Below are 24,727 nucleotides of genomic sequence, written 5' to 3' on the forward strand. Positions count from 1 at the left end.
CCTCCCCATGAACTGGCCCTACGAACTGCAGATCGGCTGGCGCTACACCCGCGCCGGCCGCGCCGGGCGCCGCAACGCATTCATCTCCTTCATCTCGGGCGTGTCGATGCTCGGCATCGCGCTCGGCGTGGCCGCGCTGATCATCGTGCTGTCGGTGATGAACGGCTTCCGCCAGGAGGTGCAGGACCGCATGCTGGCGGTGATCCCGCACGTCGAGGTGCTCGCTGCCGACGGCAACGCGCTCGCCGACTGGCAGGCCACCGCGGCGCGGATTCGGGCGGTGCCCGAGGTCGGCGCCGAGGTGATCGGCGCCGCCCCCTATATCGCCGCGCAGACGCTGATGGTCAACGGCAGCGACAACATCCGCGGCGTGATCGTGCGCGGCATCTCGCCGGCCGACGAGGCGACCGTGACCGACATCGCCGCGCAGCTGAAGGACACGGTGCTCAAGCGCCTCGTGCCCGGCGAATGGGACGTCGTGCTCGGCATCGACCTGGCGCGTTCGCTCGGCGTGCGCGAGGGCGACAAGGTGACGGTGGTGCTGCCCGAGCCGCAGTTCACGCCGGCCGGTTCGATCCCGCGTACCAAGCGGCTGAACGTGGTCGGCGTGTTCAATGCCGGCCACTACGAATACGACAGCACGCTCGCGATGGTGCAGCTCGAGGATGCGGGCAAGCTGTTCCGCACCGGCGGGCCGACCGGCGTGCAGCTGCGGCTGAAGAACCAGAACGACGCGCGCCGCGTGGGTGCCGCGCTGCAGGCGGCGCTCGGGCCGCAATTTGCGGTGCGCGACTGGACCCGCACCAACAACAACTGGTTCCAGGCGGTCGAGCTCGAGAAGCGCCTGATGTTCATCATCCTGACCCTGATCGTGGCGGTGGCGGCGTTCAACCTCGTCTCGACACTGGTGATGACGGTGACCGACAAGCAGTCCGACATCGCGATCCTGCGCACGCTGGGCGCGACCCCGCGCTCGGTGATGGGCATTTTCATGGTCCAGGGCGCACTGTCGGGCGTGATCGGCACCTTCGCCGGCGTGCTGTTCGGGCTGCTGGTCGCGTTCAACGTCGGCTGGCTGGTCGCGGGGCTCGAGCGCCTGTTCCACGTCGCGTTCCTGCCGTCCAGCGTCTACCTGATCAGCCGCATGCCGAGCGACCCGCAGGCCGGCGACATCGTGCCGATCGTCGTGATCTCGCTGCTGCTGTCGTTCGTCGCGACGCTGTACCCGAGCTGGCGCGCCAGCCGCGTGCAACCTGCCGAAGCACTTCGCTATGAATGAGCCTGCGGATGCGGTGATCCAGGCCAGCGGCCTGCAGATGCGCTTCACCGAAGGCAGCGGCGACGCCGCGCTCGACGTGCATGTGCTGCAGGGCGTGGACCTGACGGTGCGGCGCGGCGAGACGGTCGCGATCGTCGGCGCCTCCGGCTCGGGCAAGAGCACGCTGCTGCACCTGCTGGGCGGGCTGGAGGCGCCGAGCGCCGGCCGCATCGAGCTCGCAGGCCGGGACTGGACGACGATGGGCGCGGCCGAGCAGGGCGCCTGGCGCAACCGTCAGCTCGGCTTCATCTACCAGTTCCATCACCTGCTGCCCGAGTTCAGCGCGCTCGACAACGTCGCGATGCCGCTGCGCATCCGGCGCGAACTGAAACCGCAGGCGCGCGAACGCGCCGCCGCGGTGCTGGCGCAGGTCGGCTTGGCGGAACGCCTGCGGCACCGGCCATCCCAGTTGTCGGGCGGCGAGCGCCAGCGCGTCGCGATCGCGCGCGCGCTGGCCGGCGGCCCGGCCTGCGTGCTGGCCGACGAGCCGACCGGCAACCTCGACCGCGAGACCGCCGACGGTGTGTTCGAGCTGATGCTGAGCCTGGCGCGTGGCCAGGGCATGGCGTTCGTCGTCGTCACCCACGACGAGACGCTTGCGGCGCGCTGCGGCCGCGTGCTTCGGCTGAAGCACGGGCGGCTGGCCGGCTGATCCGCGCGTCGGTCAGCCGCAGCTGACCCGGTCCCGTCCGCCGTTCTTCGACTGGTACAGCGCGCCATCCGCGCGAGCGATCAGCGCCTGCGCATCGTCGCCGGGCTGCAGCGCCGCGACGCCGCCGGAGATAGTCACGGTGAACAGCACTTCCTGGGTGCTGCGGTTGCGGATGCGCATCGCCTTGGCGCGCTCGCGCACCTGCTCGGCCAGGCGGGTCGCGTCGGCAAGGGTGCTGTGCGGCAGCACGATCGCGAATTCCTCGCCGCCGTAGCGGGCGGCCACCGCGTCGCCCGGGTCGGGCAGGCTGACGCGCAGGATCTCGCCGAGGCCGCGGATCACCCGGTCGCCCATCACGTGGCCGTGGGCGTCGTTGACCTTCTTGAAGTGGTCGATGTCGAACATCACCAGGCAGTGCGACTGCCCTTCGGCCGGCGACGCCGCCAGCAGGGCGGCCATCTTCTCGTCGAATCCCTTGCGGTTCAGGATGCCGGTCAGCGGGTCCAGCAGGGCCTCGCCGCGGGCACGGTCGAGGTCGGTGCGCAGCCGCGCGATCTCGCTCTGGCTGGCGCTGACCTGTTGCTGGAGGGCGTCGGCCGAGCTCTTCATCTGGGCCGTGCCCATGAGCGCCTGGTCGACCTGGGGCGTCAGCGCCGCCACGTCGTTGGCACGCAAGGCTGCGGACAGGCCGTCGAGCTGCGCCCCGAACAGGCCCGCGCGCGTGCCGGTCTGGGAGGCGCTGGTGACGATGCCGGACATCACGCGCTGCAGGTCGACGCCGATGCGCTGCACGGCCGCTGCATCGGGCGGCGCGATGTGATCCTGGAACAGCCGCGCGACGGTGTCGTCGCCGAACGGTGCGCCGCTGTTCAGCAGTGCATCGACCGCCGCCTGCAGCGGCGGGTTGATGCCGGCGGCGTACTCGTACCACAGCGTGAAGGTGGTCGGATTGAAGGCGGCTTCATGGCGGCCCATGTGGCCGAGCGCAACGCGCAACAGCTCGGCGCTGCGGTCCTTGGGTTGGGTATAGCGCATAGGTACGGACGCCCCTGACAACTTCGCAACGGTGACGCGCCGCGTGAGCGGCGCCGGTCAGAAACGCGAACCGGGTTCGCGGAGAAAGGCCACTTCCTCGGGAGTGGATTGTCGGCCCAATATCACGTTGCGGTGCGGGAACCGACCGAAGCGCTGCACGACAAGCCGATGCTTGTGGGCGTAGTCCAACATGTTGCTCAGTTCGGGGGCGCCTTCGGCCAGCCGCGTGAACAGGCGGACGGCCTCGTCCTGCATCGCCACGCCCTCGGCGTGCTCGAAGGGCAGGTAGACGAAGCTGCGCCAGACCGGTGGCAGGGCTTCGTCCTGCCGCTGGCCGACCATCGCGTTGGCGGCGCGCAGCGCGCGCGCGTCGCCGGCGAACGCGCGCGGCGTGTCGCGGAAGACGTTGCGGGTGAACTGGTCGAGCAGCAGGATCTGCGCGAGCGCACTCTTCGGCCGGGCTGCCCAGCCCGCGAGTTCGCCGCGCAGCGCGCGCTCGATGAGCGGGCCGAAGCGCTCGGCGATGGTGCGGTCGGTCGCGGCGTCCTTGATGAACCAGAACCTGCGGACAGCGGTGGCGTCCGGATCGTCCGGCGCGCCGAACCAGAAGTCGAGCACGGCCTGGGCGTCGGCCGGCAGCTCGGCCTCGTCGCCAAGTCGCCGCCACAGGTAGCCCAGCTGCAGCGCCAGCACATGGGCGCGCTGGCCGTTGTCGGCCGCGCCGCCGTGGCCCCCTTCGATGTTCTCGTGGTACAGCACCGCATGGCCCTGGTCGATCAGCCGGGCGGCCATCTTGCGGGCGTGGCCGGGGTGGACGCGGTCGTCGCGGGTCGAGGTGGTGAGCAGCAGCTCGGGGTAAGGCGCCTGCGGCCGCGCGTTCTGGTAGGGGCTGTAGCGACCGATGAAGGCCCAGTCCTCCGGCACGTCGGGGTCGCCGTACTCGGCCATCCACGAGGCGCCGGCGAGCAGCCGGTGGTAGCGGCGCATGTCGAGCAAGGGCACCTTGCAGACGACCGCGTTGAAGAGCTCCGGTCGCTGCACGAGCACGGCACCGACCAGCAGCCCGCCGTTGCTGCCGCCTTCGATCCCGAGCCTCGCCGGGCTGGTGATGCGGCGCGCGATCAGGTCTTCGGCGACGGCGATGAAGTCGTCGTAGCTGCGCTGCTTGTGCTCTCGCAGCGCGGCGCGGTGCCAGCCTGGCCCGTACTCGCCGCCGCCGCGGATGTTGGCGAATACCACCGCGCCGCCCCGGGCCAGCCAGCCCCGTCCGTACACCGGGCGGTAGCCGGGCTGGATCGAGACCTCGAAGCCGCCGTAGCCGTACAGCAGCGTCGGCGTGCTGCCGTCGGCGGGCGTGGCCGCACTGACGCCGACCGGCCAGACCACGAAGTACGGCACGCGCGTGCCGTCGGCGCTGGTCGCGAAAAACTGCTCGACGCGCATCCCTTGCGCATCGAAGCAGGCCGGCAGCGTCTTCAGCGTCTCGCGTCGGTCGTCGCCGGTCTGTCCGAGCCAGAGCGTGTCGGGCGTCAGGAAATCGCTGTAGGTGAGCAGGTAGCGCTCGGCGAGCGGGTCGTCGGCGAGTACCGGGTCGTGCAGCGCGGCGACCGACAGGGTGCCGGGAAAGGGCGCATCGATCTCGCGGCGGTCGAACTCACCGGCTCTGCGCTGCCACTCGAACAGGCGCGTCGCGACGTTGTCGAGGACGGCGACGACGATGTGGCTTCGCGTCGTCGCGAAGCCGGCGAGGGCGCGGGTCGCGCTCGGTTCGAAGAGCAGATCGAAGCGGCGCGCGCCGGCCAGGTACGCATCGGTGGCGGCCGCCAGCAGCGCGCCGGCCGGGTAGCGCCGGCCCGCGACATCCCAGTCGCTGCGCAGTTCGATCAGCAACGTGTCGGCGTCATCCCCGGCGCTGCCCCAGAAGTGGATCGACGCGTCTTCGGGAACGTCGAGCGCACGCAACGCTGCGCCGTCGAGCAGGAAGCGCTGCTGGTGATAGAAGTCGACCAGCCGCGCGAACACGGTGCGCTCGTGGCCCGGCGTGGGGTCGACCGAGACGGTCGCGAGCATGTCGGTCTCGCCGACCTCGAACACGATCGGCGCCTCGGCCAGCGCAGTGCCGCGCGCCCAGCGCCGGATCGTGCGCGGGTAGCCCGAGCGTGTCATCGATCCGGTGCCGACGTCGGTACCGACGTAGAGGTGGTCCGCATCGATCCACTCGACCTGCGACTTCGCCTCCGGCAACACGAAGCCGTCCGGCACGAACGCCTTCGCGACGGTGTCGAACTCGCGCACGACAGCCGCATCCGCACCGCCGCGCGACAGGGAGATCAGTACGCGCTCGTGGCGTGGTGCCAGGCCGACGGCGCCGCCCCAGACCCAGTTCTCGCCCTCGGCGGCGCCGAGCGCGTCGAGGTCGAGCACGGTTTCCCAGGCGGGGGCCGGCTGCCGGTACTCGGCCAGCGTCGTGCGGCGCCACAGGCCGCGCGGATGCGCCGCGTCCTGCCAGAGGTTGTACAGGTGCTCGCCGCGACGCGAGACCTGCGGGATGCGTGCCTGCGAGTCGAGCAGCTCGCGCACCGCGTCACGCGTCGGCGCATAGTCGGGCCGTGCCTGCAGGACCTGCTCGGTGACGGCGTTGCGCTCGCGCACCCAGGCGAGCGCGCGCTCGCCGAGCACGTCTTCGAGCCAGAGGTACGGGTCGACCGGGTCGGCGTCACCCATGTCAGGCGAGCAGCGCGGCGGACTCGGGATGGCGGCGCACGTAGGCCCGCGCGTAGGAGCAGAGCGGCCGCACCTTCAGGCCGTTGGCGCCCGCGTGGTCGAGCAATGCCTGGACCAGCGCGCCGGCGATGCCGCGACCCTGAAGTGCGGGCGGCACCTCGGTGTGGGTGACGGCCATCACGCCGTCGGCGAGGCGGTAGTCGGCGACGCAGAGCTGGCCCTCGACGCGGGTCTGGAAGCGCCCGCGGTCGGGCAGGTGTTCGATCTGGAGCGGATTCATCGTGGCGCGTGTCGTGAGGACGCAGCCATTGTGCGGCGGCTCGCCCGGCCGCGTCCGCGCACGGTTATCGGGGTCTCGTCCGACTCAGGTCGGATTCAGGCGCTGCGGCGTGATCTCGACCGAGCGCTCGCCATCGCTCACCCACACCGTGCCGTCCTGTACGCTGAGCTGCAGCTGCATGCCGCGCTGCGCGAACGCCGCGAGCGCCTGGCTCTGGGCCGAGTCGATCTGCCACACGGCGATGTTCGACGCGCGGGTGATCTTGTTCGCCAGCCCGGCCCACCAGACCGGCGTGCTGTGGCTGAAGCTGTAGACGCTGACGCGGTCGGCGCGGCCGCTCGCCTTCATCAGACGCTTGTCGTCGGGCTGGCCGACCTCCACCCAGTGCTTGATCTCGCCGGTCAGGTCCTTGTGCCAGAGCGCGGGCTCGTCGACGTCCCACAGGTCCTTGGCGAGTTCGAGCGTGCCGTGGTCGGCATCGGCCGGCAGGTTGAGCGCCAGCGCCAGCAGTCGGATCAGCATGCGCTCGTCCGTCTCCGACGGGTGGCGCGCGATCGTCACCGCGTGGTCGACGTACACGTTGCGGTCCATGTCGGCGATCTGCAGCTGGGCCTTATGGATGATCGCCTTGAGCGCCATGGAGTCGAATCGGGTGGGTAGGGAGCCGCCGATTAGACCAGAGCGCCCCGCGCGACAATCGACGCATCGCCGGACCGTCTCCGGCCAGAGAGTCCCCCATGAGCATGAAGAAGACCGACCTCGTCAAGAACCTCGCCAAGAAGCTGGACGGCCGCATGAAGGCCGCAGGCGTGCCTGACCGCTTCGCCCAAGGCGCGTCGGACGCGGTGGACAAGCGCGAACAGCGCCGCCGCGACGCCGCCGCCGGCCTGGTGCCGTTCGCCTGCAAGTTGCCCGGCGACCTGCTGAAGCGCCTGCACGAGCGGGCGGCGGGGCATGCGGGCGGCATCAATGGGCTCGTCGCCGAGGCGCTCGAACAGGCACTGCGCTAAGGCCCGTCCGCAGCGCCGTCGCTGCGGCCCGCGTACAGTTCGACGATGACAAGCGAAGCCTTCGACCTGTTCGTGATCGGCGCCGGCAGCGGCGGGGTGCGCGCGGCGCGCATGGCCGCGCAGCGCGGCGCCCGCGTCGCGGTGGCGGACGACAAGCCGCTCGGCGGCACCTGCGTCAACCTCGGCTGCATCCCGAAGAAGCTCTACAGCTTCGCGGCCCACTACGCGGAGGCGTTCGAGGAGGCGCACGGCTACGGCTGGAGCGCCAGCACGCCGGTGCTCGACTGGGCGCTGCTCAAGTCGAATCGCGCGCGCGAGATCTCGCGCCTCAACGGCATCTACGAATCGCTGCTGGGCGGCGCCGGCGTGCAGGTGCTGCGCGGCCGCGCGCGCGTTGCCGGCCCCGGCGAGGTCGAGATCGCCGGGCAGCGGATCCGAGCGCGGCACATCCTCGTCGCCACCGGGGGCCACCCGGTCGTGCCGCCCGTGCCGGGCGCCGAGCTGGCCATCACGTCGAACGAGATCTTCGACCTGCCGGCGTTCCCCCAGCATCTGCTCGTCGTCGGCGGCGGCTACATCGCGTGCGAGTTCGCGTCGATCTTCCGTGGTCTGGGCGCGCAGGTGACGCAGCTCTATCGGGGCACGCAGGTGCTGCGCGGCTTCGACGCGGACATCAGCGCGTTCGTCGCGGACGAGATGCGCAAGAAGGGCATCGACCTGCGCACCGGCAGCGACGTCGAAGGCATCGCGCGCGATGCCGCCACCGGGCGGCTGCGCGTGGCGCTGCGCGACGGCAGCGTGCAGCTGGCGGACCAGGTGCTGTACGCGACCGGCCGCGTGCCCAACACGCGCGGGCTGGGGCTGGCGGAGGCCGGCGTTGCGCTGGCGCCGAACGGTGCGGTGCTGGTCGACGACCACTACGCGACCAACGTGGCGGGCCTGCACGCGGTTGGCGACGTGATCGACCGGATCCACCTGACGCCGGTCGCGTTGGCCGAGGCGATGGCGCTGGTCGATCACCTGTTCGGTGCGAAGCAGCGCGCGGTCGACTACGCGATGATCCCGACCGCGGTGTTCACGCATCCCAGCGTCGGCGCGGTCGGCTTGACCGAAGCGCAGGCGCGCGCGCAGGGCCGCGCGGTGCGCGTTTTCCGCAGCGAGTTCAAGGCGCTCAAGCACACGCTGTCGGGGAACACCGAGCGCACGTTGATGAAGCTGGTGGTCGATGCCGACAGCGACCGCGTGGTCGGCCTGCACATGGTGGGCGCCGATGCCGGCGAGACGATCCAGGGCTTCGCGGTCGCGCTCAAGGCCGGCGCGACCAAGGCCGTGTTCGACGCCACCATCGGCATCCACCCGACCGCCGCCGAGGAGTTCGTGACCATGCGCGAGCCGGTGGCATGATGACGCGCTTCTCCAATCCACATACCGACTTCCGACCGATGACATGCGCCATTTCACCCGCACGTTGATGATCCTGCCGCTGCTCGCGGCGTCCCTCGCGATGGCCGCCGACAAGCCGGCGAAGAAGGAAGGCGGCTTCGGCGGCGCCAAGGGCGCGTACCTGACCAGGGACGAATTGCGGGCCTGCCTGAACCGCCAGAACAAGGTCAAGACCGAAGACGCCGAGATGCTGAAGGAGAAGGCCGAGATCACCGGTGTGAAGGACGAACTCGTTCGCAGCGGCGACGAGCTGAAGCAGCGTCTCGAGACGGTCGATCGGACCGTCCCCGAGGCCGTCAGCGCCTACAACGAAGCGCTGGCGGCCCGCGACGCGCGCGTCGACGCGTATCAGAAGCGGGTTGACGCCTTCAACGCCCGCGTGCTCGCGAACCAGGCCGAGCGCGAAGCCTTCGGCACCGCTTGCAACAATCGCCGCTACTTCGACGAGGACGAGCAGGCGATTCGCAGGGGCAAGTGACCGGCACGTAAAATTGGCGCCTGTCCCACCCCGAGACGCGCCATGTCAATTGCTGCGAGCAATTCCCCCAGCAGCTTCACGAGCAATCCGCTGCTGCAGCCCTGGACCATGCCCCACGGGCTGCCGCCATTCGAGGCGATCCGCGCCGAGCATTTCGAGCCGGCGTTCGAGCAGGCGGTGCGGGCGCACCGGGCCGAGGTCGACGCGATCGGCGCGAATCCGGCGCCGCCGACCTTCGAAAACACGATCGCGGCGATGGACCGCAGCGGCGCCGCGCTGCGCCGGATCGAGAACCTGTTCTACAACCTCGCCTCGAGCGAGACCTCGCCCGCATTGCAGGCCGCCGAGATGCGGCTGGCGCCGGTGCTCGCCGCGCACGACAGCGCGATCTCGATGCACCAGCCGCTGTTCGCGCGCATCGACGCGCTGTACCGCGAGCGGGACGGCCTGGCACTGACCCCGGAGCAGCGTCGCGTGCTGGAGCGCTTCCACCTCGGCTTCGTGCGGGCCGGTGCGACGCTCGGCGCCGCCGAGCAGCAGCGCTACGCCCGGATCATGGGACGCCTGGCGGAGTTGACGACGCAGTTCGGCCAGAACGTGCTGGCCGACGAGGCGGGCTTCCGCCTCGAGTTGCATGGCGAGGCCGACGCGGCCGGCCTGCCCGAGTTCGTGCGCGCGGCGCTGCGCCAGGCAGCGCTGGACCGCGGCCTTCCGGACGCGCTGCTGGTCACGCTGTCGCGCTCGCACATCGTGCCGTTCCTGACCTTCTCCGAGCGTCGCGACCTGCGCGAACAGGCCTGGCGCGCCTGGACGACCCGCGGCGAACACCCGGGCGCGCACGACAACCGGCCGATCGCGCGCGAAATCCTGTCGCTGCGCAACGAGCAGGCCCGTCTGCACGGCTATGCGAGCTACGCCGACTACGCGCTCAGCGACACGATGGCGGGCCAGCAGGCGGCGGTGACCGGGCTGCTGACTCAGGTGTGGGAGCCGGCCAAGGCGCGCGCGGCGGCCGAACTCGAGGCGCTGCAGGCGCTGGCGCTGTCCCGCGGCGAGACGGTGCAGATCCAGCCATGGGACTGGCGCTTCTACGCCGAGAAGGTGCGCCAGGTGCGCTACGACCTCGACGAGGCGACGGTCAAGCCGTACTTCCCGCTCGATCGCATGGTCGAGGCGCTGTTCGATTGCGCGCAACGGCTGTTCGGCATCCGCTTCGTCGCGCGGCCGGAACTGCGCGCGTACCACCCCGACGTGAAGGTCTACGAGGTGCGCGGCGCGGACGACGCCGCCATCGGCGTGTTCCTGCACGACAACTTTGCGCGCCCGACCAAGCGCAGCGGTGCGTGGATGAGCTCGTTCCGCAAGCAGTCGCGAAACGGCGCGGCCGGCGAGCGCACGCTGCCGATCGTGATCAACAACAACAATTTCGCGAAGGGCGCGACCGGCGAGCCGACGCTGCTGAGCTTCGACGACGCCAGCACGCTGTTCCACGAGTTCGGCCACGGGCTGCACGGGCTGCTGTCGAACGTGACCTACGAGCGCGTCTCGGGCACCAGCGTGCTGCGCGATTTCGTCGAGCTGCCGTCGCAGATCTTCGAGCACTGGCTGACCGAGCCCGAGGTGCTCAAGCGCCACGCGCGCCACTATCGTACGGGCGAGCCGATCCCCGACGCGCTCATCGCCAAGCTGCATGACGCGCGGTTCTTCAACCAGGGCTACGAGACGGTGCGTTACACCGCTTCGGCACTCGTCGACATGGCCGCGCATGCGCTGACCGATGCGCAGGCGCCGGACATCGTCGAGTTCGAGCGCGCCGAGCTCGCGCGCATCGGCGCGCCGGCAGTGGTCGGCCTGAACCACCGGCTCACGCATTTCCAGCACCTGTTCTCGGGGTCGGGCTACGCCGCCGGCTACTACGTCTACCTGTGGGCCGAGGTGCTCGATGCCGACGGCTACGACGCGTTCAAGGAAGCGGGCAACCCGTTCGACCCCGCGGTCGCGCAGCGCCTGCGCGAGTTCATCTACTCGACCGGCAACTCGATCGAACCGGCGGCGGCGTACCGGGCCTTCCGCGGGCGCGCGCCGACGGTCGAGCCGATGCTGAAACAGCGCGGCCTCGTGCCGCAGGCGCAGTAGCGCGGCTCAGCGGGTCGTGTCGGCGCCGGGCGGGAAGATCCGGTCGAGTGCGTCGAGGAACGGCTTGAACTTGATCGGCTTGGTCCAGTAGTCGTCGAAGCCGGCGGCCAGGCCGCGCTCGATGTCCTCGGGCATCGCGTTGGCCGAGAGGGCGATGCAGGAGATGCCGGCGGTCTCGGGGTACTGCCGCAACTGGCGCAGCACCTCGAAACCGTCGAAGTCGGGCAGCTGCATGTCGATCAGGATCAGATCCGGCCGCAGCGTGCGCGCGCGCGCGACGCCGTCCGCACCGGTGGCCTCGGCGGCCAGGCGCAGGCCGGACAGGCTGGTCACGAGTTCTTCGACGAGCAGCACGTTGACCGCGTTGTCCTCGATGTAGAGCAGCTGGCCCGAGCGCGCGCGCGGTGCGCTCGGCTCCGGCGTTTCGGGCGGCTTCGGCGGCGCGGCATCCTGGTCGGTCGTCACCAGCGGCAGCGTGACCTCGAACACCGAGCCGCGGCCCGGCACGCTGGAGACGGCGATCTGCCCGTGCATCCCTTCGACCAGCGCCTTCACGATCGTCAGGCCGATCCCGGACCCTTCGATGCCGTCGTTCTCGGCGCCGAGCCGGTTGAACGGCTCGAACAGGTGTTCGAGCTGGTCGGCTCGCATGCCGCGGCCGGTGTCGCGCACGTTCAGGCGCACGACGGCGCCGTCGACCTCGCCATCGACGATCACCTGCCCGCCCGGGCGGTTGTACTGGATCGCGTTCGACAGCAGGTTGACCAGGATCTGCTGAAGCCGTGCCGGATCGGCGCGCACCGTGGCGACCGGTGCGGCGCTGTGCAGCGCGACCTCGTGCCTGGCCGCGAGTTCGGTCATCAACGGCAGCGTCTGAGCGATCGCGCAGGCGATCGGCACCGCCTGCAGGTCGAGCGCGAGGGTGCCGCTCTGCAGGCTCGACAGATCGAGGGCGTTGTCGATCAGGCGCAGCAGGTGTTCGCCGGCGGAACGGATGTGGTCCAGGCGCGCCGCCTGGCCCCCGTTGCGACTCTGCCGCGCGTCGAGCTGCAGCAACTGCGTGAAACCCAGCACCGCGTTCAGCGGCGTGCGCAGTTCGTGGCTCATGCGCGAGAGGAACTGCGACTTGGCTTCGCTCTCGCGTTCGGCCAGCATCGCCTGCTGGCGGGCCAGTTCGGCGTTCTTCGCCTCGGTGATGTCCCAGTTGACGCCGACGCGGCGCAGCACCTGACCGTTCGCGTCGCGCAGCACCGCCGACCTCGAGGCCAGCCAGCGGCAACGGCCGTCGGGCAGCACGATCCGGAATTCGTAGGCGGTCGTCGCGTCGTCGAGGTTGTCGCCGGCCGCGCCGTCGAGGTTGGCCTCCCGGTCGTCCGGGTGCACCAGCGCCAGTCGCGTCTCGCGGTCGGGCGCCGTGGGTGCCGGCTCCAGCCCGCGCAGGCGGAACATCTGTTCGTCCCACAGACCCGGGCCGTTGGCACCTTCGATCTCCCAGGTGCCGATGCCGGCGTGGCGGGCGATCAGCGCCGCACGCTCGCTGACGGCGTGCAGCGCGGCCTGCGCCGCATGTCGGTCGGTGACGTCCATCGCGATGCCGAACACGCGCAGCGCCTGCGGATCGCTGCGGTCGATGTCGCCACGCAGCACGACCCAGCGGATGGACTCGTCGCGGCGCACGACGCGGAACTCGATCTCGAGCCCGCCACGCGCGCCCTTGAGGTAACCCTGCGCCGCTCTGCCGACCCGCGCCATGTCGTCCGGGTGCACGCATTGGCGCAGCCACTCGGCCAGCGTCGGCGGAGGACGGCCGGCGTCGATGCGGTCGAACAGCTCGTACATCTGCTCGTTCCATTCGGTCTGGATGGTGCCGATGTGGGTGGTCCAGACGCCGACGTGGGCGGCGCGTGCGGCGGACTCGAGCCGGCGCGTCATCTGCTCGGCGTGGCGGGTGCGCTCGACCTGGTCCGTCACGTCGAGCGAGATCCCGACGAACGCCACCGGCTTGCCGCTCGCATCGCGCTCGACGACGCGCCGCACGAGCATGTGGCGCCATGTGCCGTCCGGCCAGCGGTGGCGGGTCTCGACGTCGACCGGGCCGTCGGTGTGCAGCGAGTGCACGGCCGAGCCAGCGAGCTTGTGCACGTCCTCGGGATGCGTGTACGAGCGCGCCTCGGCCAACGACAGGCCGTCTTCGCGGTACGGGATGCGCAGCACCTTGAAGCCGTGGTCGTTGTAGTGGAGCCGGTCGGTTTGCAGGTCGTGGCGCCAGATCACGATGTCGGCCAGTTCGGCGGCGAGCCGCAGCTGCGACGAGGCGTGATCCAGGGAGCGGGCCAGCTCGTAGACGGCCGTGTCGTCCATCATGATGCCGAGGGTCCGATCGGGCTGGCCCTGCGGCGAATTCTTCACTTCCCATTGCGAGTGCAACCAGCGCAATTTGCCGTCGGGCTGCACCACCCGGTAGCGCGCGTTGTAACGCCCGGCGGTGCGCGTGGACTCCTCGTAGCGTCCGTCGAGCCGGTCATCGGGGTGGACACGCGCGGCCGCCAGCGCGAAGTCGGGCGTGCCGTCCGATGGCGTCATGCCCCAGAAGCCGAACACGTGGCGGTCCCAGCGACCCTTGCCCGACGGGATCTCGCGTTCCCAGACGCCCAGGCGACCGAACTCCTGCGCCATGTCGAGCAGCTCCGAAAGATGCTGCGCGCGGGCCGCGAGCTCGTGCTGCCGGGTGGTGTCGCACAAGGTCCAGAGACGCTCGCTGCCGAGCACGGCCACGCGTGCGTCGACCCAGAGCGCTGCGCCGCCGACGGCGTGCAGCGCGAGCTCGAACGTGCCGTCGCGGCCGCGCTGCAGCGCGTCGTCCAGGGTCGAGCGGGTCGGCGCGTCGTCGGCCGCGAGGTCGCGGAGACTGCCGCCGAGTGCCAGGCCGGTCGCAGAGGCAAACGCCGGATTGCACCAGCGCAGTGCACCGGCCGCATCGGTCAGCGCGAGCAGGTCGTGCGATTGACCGCACCACGCGGCGAGCAGCGCCGCGGACGGGGCCGTGTCGGCTTCGGGAGGGGCGCGGCGTTCGGTCATGGAGGGCAGCGGCAGCCGCTGCGTCGCCCGCTGCGACACTGGTCTGCCGGGACGCCAGTCTAGTCCGGCCGCCGGCCGGCCAACCGCCGATCAGCGCCGGGAAAACGCCACTGGCGCGCGGTTTGGCGGTCGTGCGCGGGCGCTCAGGCGAACTGCAGCACCAGCTTGCCGAAGTTCTCGCCGTTGAAGAGTTTCAGCAGCGTCTCGGGGAAGGTGTTCAGGCCGACGACCACGTCTTCCTTGCTCTTCATGCGGCCGTCCTTCAGGTAGCCGGCGAGTTCGGCGACCGCGACCGGGAAGCGGTCGGTGTAGTCGAACACCACCATGCCTTCCATGCGCGCGCGGTTCACCAGCAGCGACAGGTAGTTGGCCGGACCCTTGACCGGCGTGGTGTTGTTGTACTGGCTGATCGCGCCGCAGATCACGATGCGGGCCTTGCGCGCCAGGCGCGTCATCACGGTGTCGAGGATGTCGCCGCCGACGTTGTCGAAGTACACGTCGACGCCCTTCGGGCAGGCATCACGCAGCGCGCTCTTGAGATCGCCGGCCTTGTAGTCGATGCAGGCGTCGAATCCCAGTTCCTTGACGACCCATTCGCACTTCTTGGGGCCGCCGGCGATGCCGACGACGCGACAGCCCTTGATCTTGGCGAGCTGGCCGACCGTTTGGCCGACCGCCCCGGCCGCGCCGGAGACGACCACCGTCTCACCCGGCTGCGGCATGCCGACGTCGAGCAGGCCGAAGTACGCCGTCATGCCCGGCATGCCGAGCACGTTCAGCCACTGCGTCGGCGTGCCCAGCCGGGTGTCGATCTTGAACAGGCCGTTGCGCTTGATCTGGTCGGCCGGGATCAGGATGTACTCCTGCACGCCCGGCGTGCAGCTGACCACGTCGCCCACCTTGAACGCGTCGTTCTTCGAGGCGATCACCTCGCCGATGCCGCCGGCGCGCATCACCTCGCCGATCGCGACCGGCGGGATGTAGCTCTTGCCTTCGTTCATCCAGCCGCGCATCGCCGGATCGAGCGAGATCGCCAGCGTCTTGACCAGCACGCCGCCCTCGGCGGGCTCGTTGACCGGTTCGGTCGTGAAGTCCCATCCGTCGCGGGTGGGCAGGCCGTTCGGGCGGGCCTTCAGGCGGATCTGGTGATTGGTCAGCGCGGCGAGGGTGCTCATGTCTTGTCTCCGTAGCGTGGGCTGCGCATCTTAGATCGCCCGATGCATGCGCCGAGTCACCCACGCGACGGACGCGGCAGGCGTAAAAAAACCGCGGCAGACCGCGGTTTTCTTGGTGCGGGGCTCGCGCCCTGCGGGGGTTTACAGCACGCGAATGTTCGCGGCTTGCAGGCCCTTCTGGCCTTGCTTGACTTCGAATTCGACGCGCTGGTTCTCCAGCAGGGTCTTGAAGCCGTTGCCCTGGATGTCACGGAAGTGGGCGAACAGGTCAGCGCCGCCCGCGTCTTGAGCGATAAAGCCGAAGCCCTTGCTCTCGTTGAACCACTTCACGGTACCGGTTTGGGTCGTCATGGAAAACTATCCTATCTATTTTCAAATAATGCGCAGCACATGCAGCGCATGCAGCAACACTCAAGAAACGATCAGGGGGGATTTCTAACGACGCCCACCGCGGAACCGCGACAGGTAGGGGGAAGAATCTCGTACAACCACTGTCTTGCGTATAACTGTGGGGCGAATGTACACGAAAAGAACGGCGTCTGCGCCATCCCCGTCGATGCCCATGCGCTGCAAGCGTGCGGTCTGTGGTCCAGAATCGACAACGATGCCACAGGAGAACCGCTTGACACCCCACTGGAAGCACGATGGCGTGCGCGTGATCGGCGCCGATTCGCTCGACCCCAACACCGCGCAGACGCCCGGCATGGACCGCAAGGCGGCGATCAACTTCGCGCGCGTCGGTGCCAACAAGCTGTGGGCGGGCACCGTCCACATCCACCCCGATGCCAAGACCGGCGCGCACCACCACGGGCCGCTCGAGAGCGTGATCTACGTCGTGAAGGGCCGCGCGCGGATGCGCTGGGGCGACGCGCTCGAGTTCACCGCCGAAGCCGGGCCGGGCGACTTCATTTACGTGCCGCCGTTTGTGCCGCACCAGGAGATCAACGCCAGCGCGACCGAGGTGCTCGAATGCGTGCTGGTCCGCAGCGATGGCGAGGCCGTCGCGGTGAACCTGGACATCGCGCCGGTCGAGAAGCCCGAGTCCGTCAAGTGGATCGACCCGACGCATCCGGCATGAGAACACTGACTCTGTCGGTGCTCGACCAGTCCGTTTCAGTCGCCGGCAGCACCGAGGACGCTGCGATCCGCGACACGCTGGACCTGGCGCAGCACTGCGAGCGCCTCGGCTATGCGCGCTTCTGGGTCAGCGAGCACCACGGCCTGCCGACCATCATCGGCAGCGCGCCCGAGATCCTGATGGCGGCGATCGCCGCACGCACGACGCGCATCCGCATCGGCAGTGCCGGCGTGATGCTGCCGCACTACAGCGCGCTGAAGGTGGCCGAGCAGTTCCGCGTGCTGGAAGCGCTCGCACCCGGGCGGATCGACCTCGGCGTCGGCCGCGCGCCGGGCGGCGACATGCGCACCGCGCGCGCGCTGAACCCGAGCGCGCACGCCGCGGCCGATCAGTTCCCCGAGCAGGTGCGCGACCTGCAGGCGTGGACGTCGCTGCCGGCGCACCAGGGCATCGCGGCGCACCCGCACGGGCCGCATGCGCCCGAGGTCTGGATTCTCGGCAGCTCGAACTACGGCGCCCAACTCGCCGCGCACTTCGGCCTGCCGTATGCCTACGCGTATTTCTTCGTCGACGGGCAGGGTGCGGACGAGGCGCTCGCGCTGTACCGACGCCTGTACCGGCCGAGCGAGCGGCATCCGCAGCCGCAGGCCACCGTGTGCGTCTGGGCGCTGGCCGCGGACACGCACGAGGCGGCCGCACACCACGCGCTCGGCCGCGAGCGCTGGCGCGTCGACCGCGCGCGCGGCGTGCTCGGCCCGCTGCAGCCGCCCGAAGCGATCGCGCGCCGCGGCTTCACGCCCGACGAGTGGCCGACGGTCGAGGCGATGCGCGCGAAGGCGTTCGTCGGCACCGGCGCCGAGGTCGGTGCGCAGCTGCGTGATCTGGCCGACGAACTGCAACTCGACGAGATCGTGATCAACACCTGGGCGCACGACCCGGCGGTTCGCCGCACGTCCTATGCGCTGCTCGCGCACGAGTTCGGGCTCGAAGGGTCGTCGCGATGAACCTGATCGACTTTCCGCTGCGCGGCGAGCACATCACGCTCGACGCGCTGCTCAAGGCCACCGGCCTCGCGCCCAGCGGCGGCATCGCCAAGATGATGGTGGCCGACGGCCTCGTGCAGGTCGACGGGCGCGACGAGTTGCGCAAGACCTGCAAGATCCGCGCGGGCCAGGTCGTCAGCCTGGCCGGGGCGCGGATCAGGGTGCTGTCGGCGCCAGGCTGAGCGGACGGTGCGTCACGGCTTGGCGCCGAGGCGCTCGAGCTCGAAACCGGCTGCGGCGTGCTCGACCGCGCGCGTGATGCCTTGCGCCCGCGCCTTGGCGAAGGACTCGCGCGCCTTGTCCGGCTGGTTCGACCCGAGCTGCGCTTCGCCGATGTAGAACCAACCCTCGGCCAGCGCCAGTTCGCGGTCGTCGCCGTCCTTGCGTGCGATCACCTCGAGCAATTGCTCTGTCGCCAGCCGACCGGCGACCAGCGCGATCGCCGGCCGCGGCCAGGCGCCTGTCGGATCGGCCACGGCGGCAAGGGACGCGGGCAGCGCCTGCCCGGCGCGCTGCAGCGAGAGCGCTTGCCAGAGCCGCGCATAGGCCTGGTCGTTCGCGTCGGCCCGGTCGGTCGCGGCTTTGGCGAAATCCTGCGCCGCGGCATCGAAGCGGCCTTCGAAGAAGCGCGCGTGCCCGCGGCGGAAGTAGGCGTCGGCGGCGCTGTGGCCGAGCGCGAGCGCCTTGCCGTAGTCGGCGACGGCCGCGGCGAACTCGCCGCGGGCCCAGTTGGCGTTGCCCTGGCAGAACCACGCGGCGCCGGCCGCAGGCGCCTGGCGCACCGCTTCCTGCGCGTCCTTGTAAGCCTCGGCCGGTTGGCCGAGTTCGGCCTGCGCGTCGGCACGCAGGCACAGCGCCTGGGCCAGGTCCTCGCCACCGAGCTGGCCGCCGGCGATGGCCTTGCTGCTGCGCTCGACGCTGGCCTGCGCGCGCGTGCGCAGGTTGTCCTGCAGCGTCTTGCGGCCGATGCCGAGGAAGCCGCCGTCCTTGACCTGGTTGCGCGCGACGACCATCGCGCCGCCGATCGCGCGCTCCATCGCCCGCGCGTCCGACATCACCGCCGGCACGTCCTTCGCCGGCACCGCCGGGCTCGAGGTTTCGAAACGCAGATGGGCGCGCGCGACATTGCCGCGGAAGCTGCGCGTCACGTCGGCGTTGAAGCCCGCATTGCTCAGCCGCAGCGTGGTCGGCTCGACGATCGCGCCGACGCTGGCCGGCCAGTGCATCTCGGCGCTGTACAGCACCGTCAGCGGGAAGCCCGGCAGCGCCAGCGGGAAGTTGCGGGTGGTCGACGGGGGCGCCGCGATCGTGCCCTGCATGTTGGCGGGCAAGAAGCGCATCACCCAATTGCCGTCGGTCGCGGTCGCGAGCTTCGGTACCTTGAAGCGGGCGAGGATCGTCACGCGGTTCTGCTCGGGCTCGTCGCGCAGTTCCGGCGTGCCGACGCTCGTGATGCCGGGGTAGCGCCGCTCCAGGCCGGTCAACAGCACGCGCTGCATGCGCTGCGCATCCACACGCGCGAGCCCGAGCCGCAGCGATTCGGCCGCCACGCCGTTGAACTGCTGCTGCATCTCGAGTTCGCCGTCCTCGCCGAACGCCTCGAGCTTGAAGCGCTCGGTCAGCTCGCTGCGGAAGATGTCGCGCCGGTTCGGCGAACGCACGGTCGACAACGCGGTGGTCTCGCGCGGGTCGATCACCAGCACGCTCGCCTCCTCGAGGCCCTGGCCCATGCGGTCGAGCGCGCCGCGCTGGCCGAGCCGCGTCGGATCGAGGTAGTAGTCGCGCCCGTCCAGGCGCGCCTGCACGACCACGTGGTCGAACGCGGTCGGCGAGGCGAGCACCTTGGCCGGCCCCTGCGGCGCGCCCAGTGACGCCAGCACGGCCCGCGCCGGAATACCCAGCGACTGCAGGATGCGCATCAGCAGGAACGACTTGTCCTTGCAATCGCCGTAGCGGTTGCGCAGCACTTCCGCCGGGGTGTGCGGCCGGTGCGAACTCTCGCCGAGCGACACGGAGTAGTAGCGGATCTCCGATTGCACCCACTGCAGCGCCTGCGACGCCTGGTCGGCGCGCGAGGGCAGGCGCTGCAGGCGTTGCAGCAGCGGCGTCAACTCGGGCGGCAGCACCGCATCGGTGGCGAAGAGGCCGTCGGCCCAGCGCGCCACCTCGGCCCAGTCGGCGAATTCGCTGAACTGAAGCCAGCGCAGCGGCACCGTGCCGCGTGGCAACAGCGGCTCGAGCTCGACGGCGGCCATCTGGCGCTCCTCGAAGCGCAGGCGCCGCATGCCGCCACGAGTCGTGATCTCCGGGGCGATGGTCGAGACGGCGCCGTCGCCGATCCACTTCCATTGCACCGTGCGCGCTTCGGGCAGGTTGAGCGTGACGCGGCGCGTCTGCACCGGTACCGTGCGCTGCCACGGCACGCCTTGGGCATAGCGCCCGCCGAAGATCGGGTTGGCGCCCTCGATCGAGTACTGCAACAGCAGGGTGTCGCCGACGCGCACGTCGGGCAGCAGCAGGCTCGCGGTGATCACGCCGCTGTAGATGCCCTGCTCGAGCCCGGCCTCGCGCTGCAGGAAGCGCACCGGCGCCGTTGCGGTGTGGTCGATGAGTTGGTCGCCGCGCTGCAGCGCGACCTTGTGCAGCACCAGCCGCTGGTATTGCGGAATGAACTGGATCGAGGCCTGGCCGATCTGCCCGAGCACGCTGGCGTCGTTGGCCTGCTGGGCGATGTTGACCAGCGTGACGGGCGTCTCGGCGACCATCAGGTGCGTGTCGTCGAGGCGCAGCGTCAGCGCGCGCCGCTGCCCACTCGGCTGTGCGGGCAGCGACAGCAGGTCGGCCCACGCCGGCACCGGCAGGCCGCGCGCGAACGATGCGGCGGTGACCGACACCTCCTTCAGCGGCGTCTCGGCCGGAGCGGACGCGGGCGATGCCGGCGCCTGCGCGCCGGCATGCAGCGCCAGCAGCAAGGCGATCGCGCCGGCGGCGCAACGCAGAAACGGACGGATCGATGGCAAGGTGCGGGCCCCGGCAGCGGTGGTCGTCGATTGAAGCACAGGGCCCGCGCGGCCGGTCTCGGCGCGTGCCCGCCCGGCCCGACGCGACGGCCGCGCAGGCCACCAAAGTCACGGCATCATTCGGGCCATGACGATGCTGCTGAGCCCTCCGCTGACCCCGCCCACCGAGATCGACAGCGCGCTGCGCGACACGGGCCGGGCCGTGCTTGACGCCACCTCGCTGCGGGCGCTGCTGCCGGCACGCGCGGATGAACTCGACGCGCTGCGCCCCTCGTGGGACGACCTGCCGCCCGACGGTCACCTGCGCGACGGTGGCCGCTACCGGCGGCGGCGGCACTCGTGCTTTGTCGTCGAAGGCACGGCGGTCACCCCCGTGCCGCATCGCGCGCACTGGCAGCCGGTCGAGTACAACGCGCTGCACGGCGGGCTCGAGCGCTGGTTCGAGCCGATGGCGCCCGAGGTCGTCGCGCAGCCGGTGTGGGGGCGCCTGCTGGTCGCGTTGAGCGCGCGCTGCGGCGCGCTCAAGGGCGACCAGCCGTGGTACGTCGAGGCACACCAGTTCCGCATCGACACCACCGATGGCATCGGCCGCCCGACGCCGGAGGGCGCGCACCGCGACGGCGTCGACCTGGTCGCGGTGCTGCTGGTCGATCGCGAGGGCATCAAGGGCGGCGAGACGCGGGTGTTCGATTCCGACGGCCCGGCCGGCCTGCGCTTCACGATGAGCGAGCCGTGGACGACGCTGCTGCTCGACGACACGCGCGTCATCCACGAGAGCACGCCGATCCAGCCGCTCGCCACAGGCGGCCACCGCGACACCCTGGTGCTGACGTTCCGCGCCGGCGGCTTCCAGGGGCCTCCTTGAGGCCCTGTGTCTCGCGCATGAACCGCACGGTCGCGTAGAACGGGAAGTCGGCGTTCTCCCAGCCGCTCGAGCCGCGCACGTCCGGCGGGATCAGCGCGGGGCGCTGACTCGAGGCGGCTCAGGCGTCGCGCACGTCGGCCACCGGGTTGGCGCCGAAGTCGGGCCGGGCCAGGTAGGCCAGCAGCCGCGCGGCCGCATCGGCCGGCGAGGTGAGCTGACCGCGTTCCTTCAGCCCGACGAAATTGGCCTTCTCGGGGAAACCGGCCGCGTCGCCGCTGCGCAGTTGCACCTGCATGTCGGTGTCGATCACGCCGGGCGCCAGCGAGACCAGCCTGGCACCGTTCGGGCGATTCGCCTCGTCCAGCGCCATCGCGCGGGTCAGGTGATCCATGCCGGCCTTGGCGGCGCAGTAGGAGGCCTGCCCGGCCATCGCGCGGCGACCCAGGCCGGAGGAGATGTTCAGGATGCGCTTGTCGCCGGTCCAGGAGCGCGTCGCGCGCAGGAAGGCGGCGCTCAGCAGCAGCGGCGCTTCGAGCCCGACGCGCATCGCCGCCGACAGATCGACGTCGCTGCATTCGTCGACCGGACCGATGCGGGTCAGGGCGGCGGCGTTGTTGACCAGCGTCGCGGTGCCGAACGAGGCGCCGTCGAGCGCGGCGAGCCAGCCCTGCAGCCGCGCTGCTGCGCCGACCGGCTCCGCCAGATCGAGGGCCCACTGCTCGCAGCGGACGCCGGCGGCCCCGGCTTTCGCCGCCAGTCCGTCGTTGTGGCGCCGGGCGATGCACAGCAGCACGTGGTCGGGCGCGAGCAGCTGCTCGGCCAGCGCGGCACCCATGCCGCGCGAGGCGCCGGTCAGGACGAAGAGCTTCCTGCCGCTCACGCGGCTTGCGCTTGCTGGATGCCCGCGATGGCCCACTCGCGGCTGCCGTCCGCCGGCTTCACCAGGTGCCAGACTTCATCGAACGGCGCGGCGACGCCGTCCTTCTCCTCGCGCAGCAGGCCGTGGAAGCGCACGCTGACGATCTGGCGGTCGGTTTCGGTCGCGACATCCAGCACTTCGGCGTCGATGCGCACGACGTCGGTCGTCTGCGGCGCGTTGCCGCGCTCCTGCAGATCGAGCTTGACGGCAGCGAACATCTCGGGCGTCGTGAACGCGCGCAGGTCGTTCAGGTCACCGGTGTCGTTCGCGGCCTGCATGCGGATGAAGATCATCTTCGCGATGCGTTCGAAGCCGGCCGCATCGAAGCCCGCGGGCAGCGCGGATGCCGCTGCAAGCGGCGCGACCGACGCGGACCCCGACCCGGGTTGCGCCCAGGCCGGCGCGTTGCCGGCTGGCGGCGTCGCCGGGTCGAAGCGCATGCCGTTCGGCGTGGCCATCGCCGGCGCGTTGCCGCGCGCGAAGCGGTTCATCAGGAAGCGGATGGCAACGAACGCCAGGCCCGCCAGCAGCACCATCGTCAGGATGTTGCCGAACGCCTCGCCCATGCCGAGGTGGCTCATCAGCGCGGCGATGCCCAGGCCGGCCGCGAGACCGGCGATCGGGCCCATCCACGAGCGCTTCGGCGCAGCGGCAGCCGCGGTGGCGCCGGCCGTTGCCGGGGCGGTGGGCGCAGCTTGAGCCGGCTGGGCCGGAGCGGCGTTCGCAGGGGTGCGCGCAGGCATGCTGCGTTGCATGCCGGCCGACGAGCCGCCGCCCAGGCGTTTCGCTTCCACATCGAACGGGACCGCGAGGCCCGCGGACATCACGGCAACGGACAGGGCGAGGATCAATGACTTCATCGGAGCGTTCCTTCGATAGGCGCCGTCTGCACGGCGAGAGCGGCACGATCATACGAGGCGGGCATGACCCTTCTTGCAACCGGGGCCGACGCCGGCATCGATGCGCCCCACCTGTGGGCGCGTTGCGAAAACACAAGCCCGGGGCGCGGCGCGGATTGACGCATCGTCGGCTGCCGGGCAGACTCCGCCCCTCGCGACGCGCCCCGCTCGCGAACCGCCCGGACCCTCGGTCCGTCAACTGCGCAGGAGGTGCCCCATGGACAAGCCAACCGCCATTGCCCCCTCGTCGGCCGCCGCCTGACCTGCGCTCCGCCGTTTCCGGGACCCCGCTTCTCCGCTCCCTCCCGGGTCTGACCCACGCGCCCTCGGCGCGACCGACGTTTCCACTCCGCTGACCGGCATGCCCTCGGGCCCGCCGGCCGATCCGCGCATGGCCGTTCGTGCCGTGCGCTGCGAGAAACGAAAGTTCAGACCCCATCATGATCGACATCGATTTCGAGCGCCTGCGCACCCTGGGCCTGTCGCCCGCGCTGGCGCAGCGCGCGGTGGCCGTCGCATTGAGCGACGTCGCCGCCGGCACCGACACACCGCCTCTCGAACTGCTGCGCCTGACCGAGGTGCACCGCGACGCCGTGCGCCTGCACGACGGCGCGGACGAACTGACCGCCCGGGTGCTGCCGCGCCTGAACCGCGCGCTCAGCGACGACGCGACGGCGCTCGCCGTCGGCGACTGGGTGCTGGCCGCGACCGATCCCCACGGCCAGGTCTGGGTGCAGGCGCGCGTGCCGCCGCTCAGCCACATCAACCGGCGCGACGCCGACGGCCGCCGCCATCCGGTGGTCAGCAACGTCGACACCGCGCTGCTGGTGATGGGCCTGGACGAGGACTTCAACCCGCGCCGGCTCGAGCGCTACCTCGCGCTGGTGCATGCCGGCGGCGGCAGCGAGCCGGGCGGCATCACGCCCGCGGTCGTGCTGACCAAGGCCGACGTCATCGCGAACGTGCCCGGCTTGCTGGCCGAGCGCATCGAGGCGCTGCGCGGCCGCGTGCCGGCACGCATCGACCTGTTCGCGATCGACGGCACCGACCCGTACACCGTGCAGCAGCTGCGGGCGTATCTCGGTGCGGGGCAGACGCTGGTCGTGCTCGGCTCGTCGGGTGCCGGCAAGTCGACGCTGACCAACACGTTGCTCGGCCGCGCGGTGCAGGACACCGGCGCCGTGCGCGAGCACGACAGCCGCGGCAAGCACACGACCACGTCGCGCTCGCTGCACCGCTTGCCGGGCGGCGCCTGCGTGATCGACACGCCGGGGCTGCGGGCGCTGCGGCCGGATGTCGACGAGACCACACTCGCCGCGGCGTTCGAGGACATCGAATCCCTGGCGCTGCAATGCCGCTTCCGCGATTGCAAGCATGTCGATGAGCCGGGCTGCGCGGTGCGCGAGGGCGTTCCGCCCGACCGCGTCCGGAACTACCACAAGCTCTTGCGCGAGGCGCGCCGCGACACGATGAGCGTGCTCGAACGGCAGCAGCAGCTGGCGATGTGGAAGGCGCGTGGCCGGGCCGGGCGCGAGCGGCTGAAACAGAAGCGCGACGAGGCGTGACGGCGATGC

At 70.8% G+C, this 24,727-nt stretch carries 21 protein-coding genes; 11 read left to right on the forward strand and 10 right to left on the reverse strand.

Annotation, left to right across the window (positions count from 1 at the left end; all coding sequences use genetic code 11):
* Positions 1-7: 7 nt before the first annotated feature.
* Together ACWH49_RS19195 and ACWH49_RS19200 are read left to right on the forward strand one after the other, a co-directional pair.
* Positions 8-1,279: a lipoprotein-releasing ABC transporter permease subunit gene (locus ACWH49_RS19195; RefSeq protein WP_448172917.1), complete on the forward strand. Its 1,272-nt coding sequence runs from the start codon at positions 8-10 to the stop codon at positions 1,277-1,279.
* Entirely contained in the window at positions 1,272-1,970 is a 699-nt protein-coding gene (locus ACWH49_RS19200) for an ABC transporter ATP-binding protein (RefSeq protein WP_448172918.1), read from the forward strand. Before ACWH49_RS19195 ends, ACWH49_RS19200 begins: the two co-directional genes overlap by 8 nt.
* A gap of 12 nt (positions 1,971-1,982) precedes the next feature.
* Here the strand turns inward: ACWH49_RS19200 and ACWH49_RS19205 are convergent, their stop codons facing one another.
* The 4 genes from ACWH49_RS19205 to ACWH49_RS19220 all read right to left on the reverse strand — a co-directional run bounded on the left by ACWH49_RS19205 (position 1,983) and on the right by ACWH49_RS19220 (position 6,648).
* Positions 1,983-3,005 carry a GGDEF domain-containing protein gene (locus ACWH49_RS19205; protein WP_448172919.1) on the reverse strand — a complete coding sequence of 341 codons (1,023 nt, stop codon included), beginning with the start codon at positions 3,003-3,005 and terminating at the stop codon, positions 1,983-1,985.
* A gap of 57 nt (positions 3,006-3,062) precedes the next feature.
* Entirely contained in the window at positions 3,063-5,729 is a 2,667-nt protein-coding gene (locus ACWH49_RS19210; protein WP_448172920.1) for a DUF924 family protein, read from the reverse strand.
* Position 5,730: 1 nt separating this feature from the next.
* Positions 5,731-6,009 carry a GNAT family N-acetyltransferase gene (locus ACWH49_RS19215; RefSeq protein ID WP_056467751.1) on the reverse strand — a complete coding sequence of 93 codons (279 nt, stop codon included), beginning with the start codon at positions 6,007-6,009 and terminating at the stop codon, positions 5,731-5,733.
* A gap of 84 nt (positions 6,010-6,093) precedes the next feature.
* Positions 6,094-6,648: a YaeQ family protein gene (locus ACWH49_RS19220; RefSeq protein WP_448172921.1), complete on the reverse strand. Its 555-nt coding sequence runs from the start codon at positions 6,646-6,648 to the stop codon at positions 6,094-6,096.
* Positions 6,649-6,746: 98 nt separating this feature from the next.
* On the opposite strand from ACWH49_RS19220, the gene ACWH49_RS19225 reads away from it, so the two are divergent.
* The 4 genes from ACWH49_RS19225 to ACWH49_RS19240 are packed head-to-tail and all read left to right on the forward strand — an operon-like array spanning position 6,747 to position 11,076.
* On the forward strand, positions 6,747-7,019 hold the full coding sequence (locus ACWH49_RS19225; protein WP_448172922.1) for a hypothetical protein: 273 nt from the start codon (positions 6,747-6,749) through the stop codon (positions 7,017-7,019).
* A 45-nt stretch (positions 7,020-7,064) separates the two neighbouring features.
* Positions 7,065-8,423 (forward strand): glutathione-disulfide reductase, encoded by a 1,359-nt coding sequence (gene gorA, locus ACWH49_RS19230; RefSeq protein ID WP_448172923.1) that lies wholly within the window; start codon positions 7,065-7,067, stop codon positions 8,421-8,423.
* A 43-nt stretch (positions 8,424-8,466) separates the two neighbouring features.
* Positions 8,467-8,940: a hypothetical protein gene (locus ACWH49_RS19235; RefSeq protein WP_448172924.1), complete on the forward strand. Its 474-nt coding sequence runs from the start codon at positions 8,467-8,469 to the stop codon at positions 8,938-8,940.
* A gap of 42 nt (positions 8,941-8,982) precedes the next feature.
* Positions 8,983-11,076, forward strand: coding sequence for a M3 family metallopeptidase (locus tag ACWH49_RS19240; RefSeq protein ID WP_448172925.1), 2,094 nt, complete (start codon positions 8,983-8,985; stop codon positions 11,074-11,076).
* A 6-nt stretch (positions 11,077-11,082) separates the two neighbouring features.
* On the opposite strand, the gene ACWH49_RS19245 is transcribed toward ACWH49_RS19240, so the two are convergent.
* The 3 genes from ACWH49_RS19245 to ACWH49_RS19255 all read right to left on the reverse strand — a co-directional run bounded on the left by ACWH49_RS19245 (position 11,083) and on the right by ACWH49_RS19255 (position 15,680).
* Positions 11,083-14,154 carry a PAS domain-containing protein gene (locus ACWH49_RS19245; protein ID WP_448172926.1) on the reverse strand — a complete coding sequence of 1,024 codons (3,072 nt, stop codon included), beginning with the start codon at positions 14,152-14,154 and terminating at the stop codon, positions 11,083-11,085.
* Between the two features lie 143 nt (positions 14,155-14,297).
* A complete protein-coding gene (locus ACWH49_RS19250) occupies positions 14,298-15,329 on the reverse strand; it encodes an NADP-dependent oxidoreductase (RefSeq protein WP_448172927.1) in 1,032 nt (343 codons plus the stop codon).
* 141 nt (positions 15,330-15,470) lie between these two features.
* Positions 15,471-15,680: a cold-shock protein gene (locus ACWH49_RS19255; RefSeq protein ID WP_056467777.1), complete on the reverse strand. Its 210-nt coding sequence runs from the start codon at positions 15,678-15,680 to the stop codon at positions 15,471-15,473.
* Positions 15,681-15,951: 271 nt separating this feature from the next.
* Here ACWH49_RS19255 and ACWH49_RS19260 point away from each other — a divergent pair, with 271 nt between their 5' ends.
* Genes ACWH49_RS19260 through ACWH49_RS19270 form a run of 3 tightly spaced genes read left to right on the forward strand, consistent with a single transcriptional unit; the run spans position 15,952 to position 17,632 of the window.
* On the forward strand, positions 15,952-16,407 hold the full coding sequence (locus ACWH49_RS19260; RefSeq protein WP_448172928.1) for a cupin domain-containing protein: 456 nt from the start codon (positions 15,952-15,954) through the stop codon (positions 16,405-16,407).
* A gap of 5 nt (positions 16,408-16,412) precedes the next feature.
* Positions 16,413-17,411, forward strand: a complete 999-nt coding sequence (locus tag ACWH49_RS19265) for an LLM class flavin-dependent oxidoreductase (protein ID WP_448174367.1) — start codon at positions 16,413-16,415, stop codon at positions 17,409-17,411.
* The gene (locus ACWH49_RS19270) at positions 17,408-17,632 is read left to right on the forward strand and encodes an RNA-binding S4 domain-containing protein (protein ID WP_448172929.1); all 225 of its coding nucleotides are present in this window, start codon (positions 17,408-17,410) and stop codon (positions 17,630-17,632) included. The genes ACWH49_RS19265 and ACWH49_RS19270 overlap by 4 nt, the downstream gene beginning before the upstream one ends.
* A 12-nt stretch (positions 17,633-17,644) precedes the next feature.
* Here ACWH49_RS19270 and ACWH49_RS19275 read toward each other — a convergent pair whose 3' ends face one another.
* Positions 17,645-20,470, reverse strand: a complete 2,826-nt coding sequence (locus tag ACWH49_RS19275; RefSeq protein ID WP_448172930.1) for a DUF3857 domain-containing protein — start codon at positions 20,468-20,470, stop codon at positions 17,645-17,647.
* A gap of 127 nt (positions 20,471-20,597) precedes the next feature.
* Between ACWH49_RS19275 and ACWH49_RS19280 the strand changes: the two genes are divergently transcribed.
* Positions 20,598-21,335: a 2OG-Fe dioxygenase family protein gene (locus ACWH49_RS19280; RefSeq protein ID WP_448172931.1), complete on the forward strand. Its 738-nt coding sequence runs from the start codon at positions 20,598-20,600 to the stop codon at positions 21,333-21,335.
* A gap of 118 nt (positions 21,336-21,453) precedes the next feature.
* Here the strand turns inward: ACWH49_RS19280 and ACWH49_RS19285 are convergent, their stop codons facing one another.
* A complete protein-coding gene (locus ACWH49_RS19285; RefSeq protein WP_448172932.1) occupies positions 21,454-22,215 on the reverse strand; it encodes an SDR family NAD(P)-dependent oxidoreductase in 762 nt (253 codons plus the stop codon).
* Positions 22,212-23,114 carry a Tim44 domain-containing protein gene (locus ACWH49_RS19290; RefSeq protein WP_448172933.1) on the reverse strand — a complete coding sequence of 301 codons (903 nt, stop codon included), beginning with the start codon at positions 23,112-23,114 and terminating at the stop codon, positions 22,212-22,214. Before ACWH49_RS19290 ends, ACWH49_RS19285 begins: the two co-directional genes overlap by 4 nt.
* A 479-nt stretch (positions 23,115-23,593) precedes the next feature.
* Between ACWH49_RS19290 and rsgA the strand changes: the two genes are divergently transcribed.
* Entirely contained in the window at positions 23,594-24,718 is a 1,125-nt protein-coding gene (gene rsgA / locus ACWH49_RS19295) for a ribosome small subunit-dependent GTPase A (RefSeq protein ID WP_448172934.1), read from the forward strand.
* The last annotated feature ends 9 nt before the right edge of the window (positions 24,719-24,727 follow it).

It is taken from the genome of Rhizobacter fulvus (genome assembly GCF_964020785.1).